The organism is Bradyrhizobium sp. 956_D2_N1_4 (assembly GCF_052076025.1).
GTDB classification, from domain to species: Bacteria; Pseudomonadota; Alphaproteobacteria; order Rhizobiales; family Xanthobacteraceae; genus Bradyrhizobium; species Bradyrhizobium barranii.
Window position 1 is genome coordinate 3,993,002 of record NZ_CP197237.1, and the last position, 12,624, is coordinate 4,005,625.

Sequence of the window (12,624 nt, forward strand, 5' to 3'; positions counted from 1 at the left end):
TAAGGAGGCAGACGAGGTTCATGATCGGAAGTAGCGTTGTTGTTCGGACGCGATCGTGGATCGTCCTCTATCTGGGGCTGTTGGTCGTCGGTTCACCGGCGGCCCTTGCCGCGGACTGTCCCGGCCATCCGGACGCACTCGGGACCTCCCGCACCCTCGTGGTCGATCCGCGCGAGCATCCGCGCATCGGCACCATGCAGTACCGCGAAACGCTGCCGCTGAAAGACCATGAAGTCGTCCTGACCTTCGACGACGGTCCGCTGCCGAAATATTCGAACCAGATCCTCAAGATGCTCGACGACGAGTGCATCAAGGCGACCTTCTTCATCATCGGCGAGCAGGCCAAGGCGAACCCGGAAGGCGTGCGCAAGCTGATTGCCGCGGGCCACACTGTCGGCACGCACAGCATGAACCATCCGCTGACGTTCGACCGGATGCCGCTGGACAAGGCCGAGACGCAGATCAACGGCGGCATCGAGTGGACCTCGGCCGCGATGACCGATTCGTCCAAGCTCGCGCCGTTCTTCCGCATTCCCGGCCTGATGCGCGCCGAAGGCGTCGAAAACCTGCTGATCTCGCGCGGCATCCAGGTCTGGAGCGCCGACTTCCCCGCCGACGACTGGCGCCATGTGTCGTCCGACCGCGTCTACCAGCTCGCGATCCAGCGGCTGGAAGCCAAGGGCAAGGGCATCCTGCTGCTGCACGACATCCAGCCCCGTACGGTGGCGGCGCTGCCGAAGATCATCCGCGACCTCAAGGCGCGCGGCTATCGCATCGTGCATGTGGTGCCCGCGACCGCCGACCGGCCGGCAACGCCGACCACGCCGGTGGAATGGCTGCTGCATCCACCGACCGAGACCGTGCCGATCGCACGCTGGCCGTCCGTGCCGAACTTCGTGTTCGCGCAGACCAAGACGCTGCCGGCGCCCTCGCTTGCCGACCTCAACGCGCAGACCGAGCATCAGCCGCTGCTGCCGCGCAAGACCATGGCGCTGGCGAATGTCGCAGCCACCCTGCCCGTGCCCGATCGCGATCTCTTTGCCATCCCCGAGGGCTCGGTCGAGGTCCTGCTGTCGACGACCTTGTCGCGGCGCGCCGCGATGCGGCTGGCAATGGCGGCCGAGACGCCCCATGCGGCCAAGGGCAAGGCCGGCAAGTCGCGCGGACATCGGACCGCACATACGGCGCCGGCCGGAGCGAAGCACACCGCGCAGGCTACGGGCACCGCCCCCAAGAGCATTGCCCCCAAGAGCACGGCGCCCAAGGGCGCCACACCGCGGAGTTCCGCGACGCATCCGACCCGCGTCGCCAGCCTGAAGAAGCGCGCGCAGTAAGCTCTACTGGCGCATGATGTTGGCGACACAGAGCAGCACGATCAGCGCCAGGAAGAACAGGTCCATATAGGACTTGAGCTCGCCATCGCGGCGCAGCCGGCCAACGTCGGCCACGACCTGCTTGCGCGCGTTCGTTGCGCCCGAACCGTCATTGATCGGAGCCTGCAGGCGCTTGGTCTCCGCCTCCAGCTTCTCGATCTTCTGGAAGAAATAGAACGCACGCAGCGTCGAGGCCGCGCGCATGCCGGCATAGACCAGTACCAGGATCGCGAGGATCGCCCGGTTCTGGTATTTCTCCATGAAATTCAGGCTGAAATAGACCATCGCCATGAAGGCGAAGTTCGTCACGAAGCGGTAGACGAAGCTAAGAAAGACCATGCTGGCTCCAGCCCTGAGCGGTGCGATCCGTCTACGCCATCTTTATTTCGACAAAGATACGATCGCCGGCCGCCTTTTAGCCACGCGCGTTCATAATGCAAGCGAGAGTACCGGGGCCTGCGTGTTCCACGTAAACGCGAGGTTGCCAGCTGCGCGATGGAGATTCGCCGGAAGCTACGGTACATTGGCACAGCCACCGCATGTGGGGTCTGCCGATGCCGAAGAAGGGAATCACGGGCCACGACGACTGGGTTCTGACCGAGGCCCTGGCGACCGCGCTCGTCGCGCTGGAGCAGCTCGAACCAAAACACCAGCCGAGCGCGCATATGGACGACATCCGCAAGATGCTGGCGAACGGCAAGGAGCCGTCGGCGGTGAGCCTGCACCTCGCCCAGGCCAAATGCCGCCTGTTTCCGGACACGGATCCGCTCGAGATCTACCGCGAATACGGGATCGGCGACGAATATGGCTGAGAGGCCCGCGCCGGTCCTTCGAGCGCGCTGCTGCCTGGAGCTGAGCGGCAGCCGATCGCTACAACGATCATCCACCTCAATGTTCGCGTGAATTTCAGCTGAGCCGCGAAACGGCTTGACGGCGGCGCCGCCAACGAATGTAATGTTATAACATTACATATCTGGTCCCAATGCCCCTCCCCAAGCGTCACCGCCCTATCCCCTTGAAAAGGCTATTCGATCTCCATGCAAAAACTCCCCGTCACCGTCTTGTCCGGCTTCCTCGGGGCTGGAAAGACCACTTTGCTGAACCACGTCCTGAACAACCGGCACGGCCTGAAGGTGGCGGTGATCGTCAACGACATGAGCGAGGTGAACATCGATGCGGATCTGGTTCGCGATGGCGGTGCGAACCTGTCCCGGACTGACGAGAAGCTCGTCGAGATGACGAACGGCTGCATCTGCTGCACACTGCGAGACGACCTCCTGAAGGAGGTGCGCGCGCTCGCAGAAAATGGCCGCTTCGATTATCTCTTGATCGAATCCACCGGCATCTCCGAACCGCTGCCGGTTGCGGCGACCTTCGATTTCCGTTCCGAAGACGGCGAAAGCCTCTCCGATGTGGCGCGCCTCGACACCATGGTCACCGTGGTCGACGCCGTGAACCTGCTCAAAGACTATTCGTCGACGGATTTTCTCGATCAGCGCGGCGAAGCGCTTGAGAACGACAAGCGCACGCTGGTCGATCTCCTCGTCGAGCAGATCGAATTTGCCGACGTCATCGTTCTCAACAAGGTCGATGACGCGTCGCCCGCACAACGCGAGGCAGCGCGAAAGATCATCCGCGCGCTCAATCCGGACGCGGATCTGATCGAAGCCAACCACAGCCGGGTCGCCTTCGATCGCATTCTCGACACCGGCCGGTTCGACTTCGAGCGGGCGCAGCAGCATCCGCTCTGGTTCAAGGAGCTCTACGGCTTTGCCGATCACGTGCCGGAGACCGAGGAATACGGCGTGACGAACTTCGTCTATCGCGCGCGCCGGCCGTTCGATCCCGAAAAGTTCGACAAGTTCGTCAGGCAGCCCTGGCCCGGCGTCATTCGCGCCAAGGGACATTTCTGGCTGGCAACACGCCCGCAATGGCTTGGCGAGATCAGCCAGGCTGGCACGATCACGCGCACGCAGGCGCTTGGCTTCTGGTGGGCGGCCGTACCTGCGGAACGTTGGCCGGATGATCCGTCCTGGCGGAAACAGCTGCGTGCGAACTGGAACGACATCTACGGCGATCGCCGCCAGGAAATCGTGTTCATCGGCACCAGCATGGATGAAGGTTCGCTCCGCGCCCGTCTGGATGCCTGCCTCGTCCCGGGAAAGCCGGCGATGAACGTCACGGAATGGGCGAAGCTCGCAGACCCCTTCCCGGTCTGGCGCCGCGCTGACGAAGCCGCGGAACGCAAATGACCAACGTCGTTCGATTGGTTCCGAAATCCGAGCTCGAGCGGCAGCGCCTCATCCGTGAGGCGCGTGCGATCTACGACAGCATATTCCCGCCGGTCACTTTGACCGGCGGACAAGCTGATGATGGCTTGGACCAACGAGCACCGCGCGAGGCAGTCGCCGAAATCCAGCCAAAACAGCGATAAGGATGAAGGTGGTGCGCTCGGAGGGCGCACGCAGTCCTTCCCGGCTCAGCCGCCATATTGCTGCTTCATGTATTTCAGGTAGTTGCCGAGGTGGTGCTGCCAGAAATAGTCCAGCTTCTGGCATCCCGGCGTCCCATCGGTCGGGTTGCCGCCCGGGTTGGCGAAGAGCGGCAGCAGCGCGCCGACGTCAGCATAGTTCAGCGAGGCCTGAAGCTGGTCGAGGATCTGTTGGATCAAGTCCGAGATCGTTGATCCCGTGATCGGTGCGGCGGTTGCCGCGCCGAGATCGGCGGCGGTCAAATGGATCGTCTCGGATATCAGTCTCCGAGAAAGACTCTCGACCCGCTGCTTGAGCCGCCTCACCGCATCGTCGCGAACGCGATTGACTGCGCTCTCACCGTCGGTGACCACGCTGCCGAGCGCGATCGTTGCTTCAGGATTGAGACTGCCGCCGAACCCACGCAGCGGATTTGGCGTGTTGAGGTCTGATATCCACTCCAGGGCAAACGGTGCCTGCGGCACCCAGTCCTGCGTCGACGTCACGGCCCAACCGTATCCGTCGACGGCGGCAAGCCGCGCGTAATCGTATGCGTAATGGTCGTTGCCGGCCTTGGCAGGCGCGAAGGTATAGGTCTTGTAGGCCGGCCCCTTAAAAACATCCGTCGAGTGCCGGACCAGCGAGGTCAGCAGCGTGGCGATCGAGGCACCCTGGCTGTGCCCGGTGATGTAGACGTCGTTACCCTGCTCCGCGAGCAGCCCCAGGGTCACGAACAATGGGCTATCGGTGGTGAACAGCATGAGCAGCAAACTCAGAGCGAAGCCCGAATGCACACCGGCTTTCACCGCACTGTCACCCTCATCGCGGGCAAGATAGAACGGCAGCGAGATCGGACCGAGCTTCACGTCAAAGCGCGCGTTGATCAGGGGGAACAGCAAGTCGGCCAACACGCTGGCCGCACTTGCGACCGTGCCGCGCACTGCGATCGCGTATTGGGTGGTGTCACTCTGGTTCTGCCAGACCTGCCAGTAATTATCCAATAGCGTGGCACTCGTCGGGGTGAGGTCCTTGCGGATCGCCCAATTTGAGCTTGGATCGGGCACGGAGGGCACGCCGCAGGTTGCCACCGCTTCGGTCAGCGATGGCGTGCCGGCGTAGGCACGCTGCGCCATCTCAAGCAGAAGTTGCGCCTCCGCGAATTGGAATCCCGACTTGAGCGTCATGCTGCCCTCCTTGCAAAGGTGCTCGACTCCAGCCGCCCGTGTTCGGACCCGGAAGCCAGCGACCGATATTTCGTGTCTCTCGGAGTTCATCAATTATAAGATGTGATAGCATAGAAACGCAATAAGAAGGTGTCGATCGACCAGCGCCCCTGGCAGACTACGTCCGGGAACAATTGCGTGAGCAGGGAGGATCCCGCGGAGTGGCCGGTGTTCCAGGCTTTGCCCGCTCCAACTCATTCCAACCGGACGCGCACTGTACTATCGAAAGCGACATGAGGCATCTGCGGATTCATCGGCCCCAGGTTTCGATGATCACGCCGGAGGAAGTCTATAATTTCAGTTTCGACACAATCGATTGGGGACCGCCGCCGCGCCAGGCTGCCGTGGTCAATCTCGGCAAATCGGATTGGCTGAAGAGATTCGCTCAGACGCATCTCGTCCGATGCAGCCACTTTCGTCTGATGTTCTATGATCAGATCATCGACTTGATCTGAGAGGGCATTTCGGCAGAAACAGGCCCCTACCCCGGCTAAAGCGGCGCGATCCGCCGTTTGGTGCGTTCGGAGGGCGGTCGCATTTATTGAAGTTTCAATGGCTTGCGGAAATGGGCAAAGAGTTTGGGTGGATCTCCAGCTGATAGGTGCTTTTTCCAGTCGATTGACCGAGCCTCACAATAGCTTGCGGGACTTCAGCTTGCGGGACTTCGCCACGCAGCGTAACTTTCAACTGCACGTAGCTCATTCGAAAGTAATCTAACGGGTTCGGCCTAGCGGGAGATAGCGATGGCAGATGTCCCATGGCACCTTTCCGGTGACTACTTCGAGAATTGCAATTGCAGCATCGTGTGTCCCTGCCTCGTGTCGGCGGCTCCCCCGCTGACCGCGCGACCGACCGAGGGCTTCTGTAACGTACCGCTGATCTTCCACGTCGAGAGCGGCCGCTATGGCAACATCGAGCTCGATGGACTCAATGTCCTGGTTATCCTCCACGCGCCAGGGATCATGGCAGACGGAGATTGGTCGGTGGCCGCCTATATCGACCAGCGCGCCAACGATGAGCAGACCGAGGCTCTAGCCGCGATCTTCACCGGCGCCGCCGGTGGTCCGATGGCCGCGTTCACACCGCTGATCAGCAAGAACCTGGGGGTTCGCAAGGTCCCGATCACATTCCGAATCGAGGGCAAGACGCGGTCCGCGGAAATCCCTGATATTCTGCACATGTCCGTCGACCCGTTGCCGACCATGCATCCGAGCGGGGAAATGTGGGCCAACATCGGCCATCCAGTCAGCCCCGACAGGATGGTCATGGCAGTCGGCGCCGCCGGTAATACGTTCAGCGATCATGGCATGCGCTGGGACAATTCCGGCAAGAACGGCCTCTATGCGCCGATCCGCTGGTCGAACCAGGCGTGATGCAACTCCTGACCCGGCCTTGCGAGAAGACCGGCAACACTTATCGCAAATGACCGACGGCCCCCTGGAAACCGTGCTGCGGCGCGATCGCTTGATCGTCGGCGGCGCGATCGGGATCATTGTCGCGCTGGCATGGGCCTATGTGCTCTGGCTCGCCAAGGACATGGACATGGGCGGCATGGACATGACCGGGTTCCGCATGATCCCGGCCGGGATCGGAATCATGTTGCCGGCGAGCGAGCCATGGCGAGCGATCGAGTTCGCGTATGTGTTGCTGATGTGGGTGGTGATGATGGTCGGAATGATGGCACCCTCGGCAGCGCCCATGATCCTCATGTACGCCCGCGTGGGTCGACAGGGGAGAGCGCAGGGCAAGCCGTTCGCTGCGACCGGCTGGTTTGCGGCCGGTTATCTCCTCGCCTGGGGCGGCTTTTCACTGGCAGCGACCCTACTCCAATGGGCGATCGAGCGGGCAGTCCTGCTGGATTCCCGGATGACGATCGCCAGCAATCTGCTCAGTGCAATCGTGCTGATCGCGGCGGGAGTCTATCAATGGACACCGCTCAAGGACGTCTGTCTCGCCCAATGCCAGTCGCCATTTCTGTTCCTGATGCGCCACGGCGGCTTTCGCGACAACCTGCGAGGCTGCCTGCTGCTGGGGCTGCGGCACGGAGGCTATTGTGTCGGCTGCTGCTGGGTCTTGATGGCGCTTTTGTTCGTAGGCGGGGTGATGAACGTGCTTTGGATTGCGCTTTTGGCCCTGCTCGTCCTGTTGGAGAAACTTACGCCGATCGGACGATGGATCGCGCGCGCCGCCGGCATTGCGTGTGCGGCCGCCGGCGTCTGGCTACTGGTGTCGTCGCCGCGGTGATGAGCAACCTGCTTGATGTTCGGTTCGCGTGCCCCGTTGCAAACGGCGATCGCGCCGAGCCGCCAGCCCTACACTCGAACCGTCAGGCGGGGACGGCCGAACGGCGAAGACCTGGGCTCCCTGAGCCGGTCTCTCCATCGATCGGCTTTCGAGGTTGGTGCGCTCGGAGGGCGGTCGCATTTATTGAAATTTCAATGGCTTGCGGAAATGGGCAAAGAGTTTAGGTGCATTTCCGGCTTAAAGGAGCCTTTCGTCGAAAAGATCTCGGGTGATCAAGACCTGGGAGGAAATTGGATTGAGAACCGCCGACGGATTCAAGCCACACAGACGCTACTGCCTTTCCCAACATCAATAATGAATACGATGCAAATTCAATAGCTTGGCAGCTATTTCCAAATGAAAGGAGTGCTCCACGTGGCTCGCTATTCCTTACGATGGCGCTCAATGTCCCAAACGCCTAGACTAAACCAAAAGAGCCACCACTTTGGTGACCGACGTTATCGTTGCTGAACGTCAGGCCAGACGAAGTGTACGATCTGAGTAGTCAGTCCAAGGATCTGGGCCGATTCCAGGTGAAAGCGTTTCCCGCTCCACGCCGCCGCGGAACGAGTTAGCCGCTGTGGTAACGCGCAGCCATCCCGCCGCGCTCGAGCAGATGGCAGAGACCAACTCGTACAGGTAACGAAGAAAACTCCCAATTTGAGAGGTCCGGTCTGAACGCTGGTATCGTATTTGATTGGTTTGCCTGGTGGCGCATCAGGCCTCGAAAGCGGCCCCGCTGATTAAGAGGCATGCTATTCGCATTGATATCTCAAGGAAATTTTTTAACTGAATCAAAATCCGTTCGTTAAAGATCAATAGCTTGCAGCGAAAAGTCCAACCGCGAGAGCGGCGCAACAGTGCCCGGATTGACGCTTCCGAAACGTCGGGGGTTCGAGTCACCGGTCCCCGCTGCATCGCTAAAACTTACTACTTCGGAACCCCTGTTTTCGTATCGGCGAGCAAGCGTAATCGGCCCGATCAATCGATCCGGGCGGCTGCATGATAGAAGTTTCCAGGAGGCGTAGGGTGGCGCTCCCTAGCGAAGTCTGCGAAGCGAGCGATTTAAGGTGCTACCGAGACGCGTAGCGCATCACAGCATTTTGCGCGGGGCCATGCCGTCATTGTGCTGCTCAAAAAGATGTGCAGGCGGGCGAGAAATTGTTCGCCGCGCGGCGAGTTGCAGTTCTCAGACCACGCGCACGAGGACGTGCTTGCTCCACAGCCATGACGCGATCCTGTCGCCGGTGGCCGGCGGAACGTAGTCTCGCCAAATTTTCGGAATATCGCAATAAGCGAACCGCGGCGGCAGAGCGGAAAGCAAGCGAACCAGATCGGCGCCCTCGACGTAAGCAACGCCACCGTCGATATTGGGGTGCCTGACGACCTGCCGGACCTGCACGAAGGCGCCATCGATCGCGGGCGCTGCGTCGAACGAGGCATGGGGCGACACGGCGACCTGGTCGGATGTTGCGCGCGGCGGCGGTTGCACGGATGGATCGGAATCGCCCACAGGCATTGCTGCAGAGGCAGCGCCCGCACGCGCGCGCCAGAATGCGTTCGGGTAAATGGCCGCGACCCGTGCATATTCCTGCTTTGTCCTGCCTTTGTAGCGGCCGACCCGTTCGCCTATGCGCATGCAAAAGAACTGCCGGGCTGCGTCGGCGTTTTCCGGCTTTCTCAGCATGGTGTTGACGACAATTGAGCCCTGCAGGCCCGACTGCAACGCCAGATGCACGCCTTGCGACGACAGCGGGTCGACGCTGAAACACGCATCCCCGAGCCGGATGTAACTGTTGCCGACGGGATCCTCGGCGTGGTGACTGGTGGCATCGCAGGCTTGCGGAGCGGAATTTTGTTCTCCCAATTGCTCCGGCCGCAAGGCGCGGAATTGCTGGAGCAGGCGGGCATACTGCGCTTGCATGCCGCCCGCCTTGTCTGCCCGGAGGCTGCGCGGATCGCAGAAGACAGATACCACTGCCTGATCGTGCGCCGTCCGGGCGTACCAGAGCCAGGCATCCTCCCCGGCTTCGATCAATCCGTCGAACGCCATAGTCCTCGTAGGCGCCCAGTTCGCATGGATTGATATCAGCGGCGGGCCATCCTTGATGCGCGCGCCTGAGATGGCCGGGCGCCGTCCGGCTGCGTCGACGATGAGTTGCGCCTTGAGGCGCTGTCGTCGTTCGTTCGCAGTGATCGATACGCCCCAGCCAAGATCCTCCAGCCGCTTCACCTCCTGGAGCTGAGCCGGCTGATAAATAGTCACGCCCACCGAACGGGATCGGCGCAACATGAGTTGGTCGAGCACGGCACGATCCACATGGTATCCCTGCTGCGGAACGAGCCTTGCCTCCGGGTCTCCCCACCTCACGGCCGTGAGATGGCGCCGCCAGAATTGCGCGCTGTCGAATTCGCGGCCAAGGCCGAGGTAGTCGATCAGCGCGACCGTTTCATCCGATATGCAAATGCCGACATGACCGCGCGGAAAGCAAAGGCGCTCAACCAGCCCGACGTCCAGGCCCATTTGCGCCAGCCGAATGGCGGCCGAGGCTCCCGCCGGCCCGGCTCCGAAGATCACGACATCATGCTCGGCGGCAAATTCCATGTTTTGTCCGCAGCAAGAGAAATCAGTGGACCGTCAGGATACGCTTCAAGCTGTCCGGATTGGTCCGCAACAGTTCGGTGTAAAGGACGAGGCAGTAATTCAACCACCCGCGAATGTAGTCGCAGGCCGGGCGTCCGCGCTTGATCGACTCGTAGTGGCAGCTTCCGGAGCAGAGGTAGCGCGCCCAGCACGTGCCGCAAGGAGACTGCTTCTGAAGGTGGCGGCTATCGAGCCAGCTGGACTGCCTGCCCTGATCGACGCCGGTGAATACATTGCCCATCACGCCATCCTCGTCATTGACGAAGCGATGGCAGGCATACAGTCCCCCCTCCGCCGACACGCCCATATATCCGCCACCTGCGCCGCAGGGATATTGTTCCCGCTGGCGGGAATGGATGCGCTGAAGGGTTGTGATGACGTTCGAGAACGGCAGGATGCGGCCCTGTCGCAAGCCGTCACGAAAACTATCGCCACACCGGATCAATTGCTCGAGCAACCGATCGAGGTCAGCGGCGTCCATCTCGTCCTTGCCGCTGGGCGCGCTGAGCATTGGCGAAAACATGATGGTATCGAACCCCATATCCAGCAGACCGGACATGATCTCGAGCAGGTCCAGGTTTTTCGGCGTCACGGTAACGCGCGCCAATACGCGATAGCGCCGACGCTCGGTCGCCAGCAGGGCTTTCACATTCCTTGCCACTTGCTCGAAACTGCCCTTGCCCGAGCGGAACGGCCGCAGATTGTCATGCGTTGCGTGCAAGCCGTCCAGGCTGACCGTCAGCGTAAAGCCGTATTCCTCGAACAGCGCGATGTCCTCGTCGTTCAGCAAGGTGGCATTGGTCGTCATGGTGAAGCCGATGCGGATGCCGCGCGCGGCGGCAGCGGAAGCGGCATACCGGGTCGACGCGTGCAGCGTCTTGCGGTTGACCAGCGGCTCTCCGCCCATGAACGCCAGTGTCAGGCTTTCGCCGGAAGCGGCCTCTCCAACCAGCCGATCGATCGCGGCCCTCGCCACATCGGGGGGCATGCTGCCTGCCGTCCCCCCGAATGTTCCCTGCTGCGCATAGCAATAGGTGCAGCCGAGGTTGCACGTCTGCGCAACCGCGAGCGATATGGCCTTGACCGGCACGCTTGCCGGCGTGCCGGCCGGCATCGGCGCCGGGGTCACGATACCGAACGCGAGAGCCGTCAACTCGGCGCGACCGGGATCGCCCAGACGCAACGTTGCGTCCAGGACGTTGGCATGCCCCGCGGGCAGCGGATGGATATTTCCGCTCTCGACATCGAGGGCGAAGTGCCCCGCCTCGCTCTCGAAGAGATGGAGCTTTGCCGAGCGCGGCCGCGTGTGAGCGTGGCGATCGATCTCCTCGACGGGACGGGCGGTCGCCATCACGACGTCTCCGGCGGCAGCTTCTCGGCCTCCACCGGGAATGGCGCCACCGGCACGTCGCCGGCGGTGTCATTAGCGTTTCGCTCCGTGCCGTGCAGGAAGTTGATGTCACCCTCGACGTCGCGGGCGATTTCCATCATATCGATGTTCGCGTTGAGCCAGTCGGGGTCGTTGATACGCGGGCCGGCGGCGGCAAATTGCTTTCGCGCGAGAACCCGCGTCTTCGGCGCCGCGGTGAATGACACATCATTGGGATAGGTCGACGTCCAATAGTTCAGGCAGGCGCTCAGATCGGTCTGCCAGGCCGAGCAGAGTCCCGCGGTCAACTGGCCCGGCTTTGCGGTCGCATAGCTCGGCCGGATCTCGTTGGCGTCAATGTGTGCTTGTCCCCGCGCAAAGAACGCGCTGGCCGGATTGGGCAACGCCGGTCCGCCGTCGAGGCAGATTTCCATGCCCGGGTTGTAATCGGCATTCATGGTTTTCATCATCGCGATGTCCATGGCGTAGCCGATGCCGGTAAGGCTGGCGTTCTGCGGTATGTTCAGAAGCGTCCTCGTCTCCTTCACGAAATCCTTGTTCTGGAAATTGTCGATCTGGCCCGGGCCTACATCGGGTGAGTGATCCTGCGGCGCGACGATGACGCAAGCGGGCACGATCGGAATGTCGCCGGCGCCGGCCAGGCTGACATTGATCGAGCCATCGGATGTGGTGTCGAGGATGCCATTGTCCCTCCTATGATTGCCGTAGGGTGGAATAGAGGTGTTGGCAGTCTCGCGATATGCTCCTCCCATCGGCGGGATGAACAGGCCATCGCCCGTGATGTCGCCGAGCCAGACCTTGCCCCCCGGGCGCCAGGGATCGTCGCCCTCGAGCCGCTTGCTTTCACCTGCGGTGGCGGAAGCTCCCGCCTCGACCACGGGCGTTGCTCCTTGGGACCAAACGTTGAGCTTTCGGTTGGCTACATTCGCGGTCCAGGTCGCGCGCAGCCCGAGCCTGGTCATGACATCGCCCGTCAATTCCCCGATCTTGCGGCCCAGGTTGTCGTACGCGAATATCCTGAACCTCACCGCCTGCCGCATGATCCAGTGCCTGCCGTCACGCAGCGACATGTACCTTACGCTTTGCGGGTCGGTCTGCCGCTTGTTCTCGTAATCGAAGAATTCATAATAATCCTTGTTGCTGGCGAGCCGGGCACAGCCGATGGCCGGATGAATCTTGAAGGCTGCGACACCTGTCAGATCGTCTGGGAATGCCATTGATTCATACCTCCGGTTTGGGG

At 61.7% G+C, this 12,624-nt stretch carries 12 protein-coding genes; 7 read left to right on the forward strand and 5 right to left on the reverse strand.

Going from position 1 to position 12,624, the window contains the following annotated elements; all coding sequences use genetic code 11:
- The first annotated feature begins 20 nt into the window (after positions 1–20).
- Complete coding sequence (locus AB7535_RS18835; RefSeq protein WP_439036747.1) at positions 21–1,334, forward strand: polysaccharide deacetylase family protein; 1,314 nt, start codon at positions 21–23, stop codon at positions 1,332–1,334.
- 3 nt (positions 1,335–1,337) lie between these two features.
- Here the strand turns inward: AB7535_RS18835 and AB7535_RS18840 are convergent, their stop codons facing one another.
- A complete protein-coding gene (locus AB7535_RS18840; protein ID WP_063982749.1) occupies positions 1,338–1,712 on the reverse strand; it encodes a hypothetical protein in 375 nt (124 codons plus the stop codon).
- Positions 1,713–1,927: 215 nt separating this feature from the next.
- On the opposite strand from AB7535_RS18840, the gene AB7535_RS18845 reads away from it, so the two are divergent.
- From AB7535_RS18845 to AB7535_RS18855, 3 genes are all read left to right on the forward strand, one after another.
- Positions 1,928–2,185 (forward strand): hypothetical protein, encoded by a 258-nt coding sequence (locus AB7535_RS18845; RefSeq protein ID WP_174770120.1) that lies wholly within the window; start codon positions 1,928–1,930, stop codon positions 2,183–2,185.
- A 225-nt stretch (positions 2,186–2,410) separates the two neighbouring features.
- Positions 2,411–3,625, forward strand: a complete 1,215-nt coding sequence (zigA, locus tag AB7535_RS18850; RefSeq protein ID WP_439036748.1) for a zinc metallochaperone GTPase ZigA — start codon at positions 2,411–2,413, stop codon at positions 3,623–3,625.
- The gene (locus AB7535_RS18855; RefSeq protein WP_439036749.1) at positions 3,622–3,807 is read left to right on the forward strand and encodes a hypothetical protein; all 186 of its coding nucleotides are present in this window, start codon (positions 3,622–3,624) and stop codon (positions 3,805–3,807) included. Before zigA ends, AB7535_RS18855 begins: the two co-directional genes overlap by 4 nt.
- A 45-nt stretch (positions 3,808–3,852) precedes the next feature.
- Here the strand turns inward: AB7535_RS18855 and AB7535_RS18860 are convergent, their stop codons facing one another.
- Complete coding sequence (locus tag AB7535_RS18860) at positions 3,853–5,028, reverse strand: lipase family protein (protein WP_439036750.1); 1,176 nt, start codon at positions 5,026–5,028, stop codon at positions 3,853–3,855.
- Positions 5,029–5,228: 200 nt separating this feature from the next.
- On the opposite strand from AB7535_RS18860, the gene AB7535_RS18865 reads away from it, so the two are divergent.
- The 3 genes from AB7535_RS18865 (at position 5,229) to AB7535_RS18875 (ending at position 7,311) form a co-directional block, all read left to right on the forward strand.
- A complete protein-coding gene (locus AB7535_RS18865) occupies positions 5,229–5,522 on the forward strand; it encodes a hypothetical protein (RefSeq protein ID WP_439036751.1) in 294 nt (97 codons plus the stop codon).
- Positions 5,523–5,810: 288 nt separating this feature from the next.
- Positions 5,811–6,440, forward strand: a complete 630-nt coding sequence (locus AB7535_RS18870; protein ID WP_135214888.1) for a DUF1326 domain-containing protein — start codon at positions 5,811–5,813, stop codon at positions 6,438–6,440.
- 49 nt (positions 6,441–6,489) lie between these two features.
- Positions 6,490–7,311, forward strand: coding sequence for a DUF2182 domain-containing protein (locus tag AB7535_RS18875; protein WP_439037351.1), 822 nt, complete (start codon positions 6,490–6,492; stop codon positions 7,309–7,311).
- Positions 7,312–8,539: 1,228 nt separating this feature from the next.
- On the opposite strand, the gene qhpG is transcribed toward AB7535_RS18875, so the two are convergent.
- The 3 genes from qhpG to AB7535_RS18890 form a co-directional block, all read right to left on the reverse strand.
- Positions 8,540–9,955: a flavin-dependent monooxygenase QhpG gene (gene qhpG / locus AB7535_RS18880; protein ID WP_439036752.1), complete on the reverse strand. Its 1,416-nt coding sequence runs from the start codon at positions 9,953–9,955 to the stop codon at positions 8,540–8,542.
- Between the two features lie 22 nt (positions 9,956–9,977).
- Positions 9,978–11,177 (reverse strand): radical SAM protein, encoded by a 1,200-nt coding sequence (locus tag AB7535_RS18885; RefSeq protein ID WP_439036753.1) that lies wholly within the window; start codon positions 11,175–11,177, stop codon positions 9,978–9,980.
- A 167-nt stretch (positions 11,178–11,344) separates the two neighbouring features.
- Positions 11,345–12,601 carry a LodA/GoxA family CTQ-dependent oxidase gene (locus AB7535_RS18890; protein WP_439036754.1) on the reverse strand — a complete coding sequence of 419 codons (1,257 nt, stop codon included), beginning with the start codon at positions 12,599–12,601 and terminating at the stop codon, positions 11,345–11,347.
- Between the last annotated feature and the right edge of the window lie 23 nt (positions 12,602–12,624).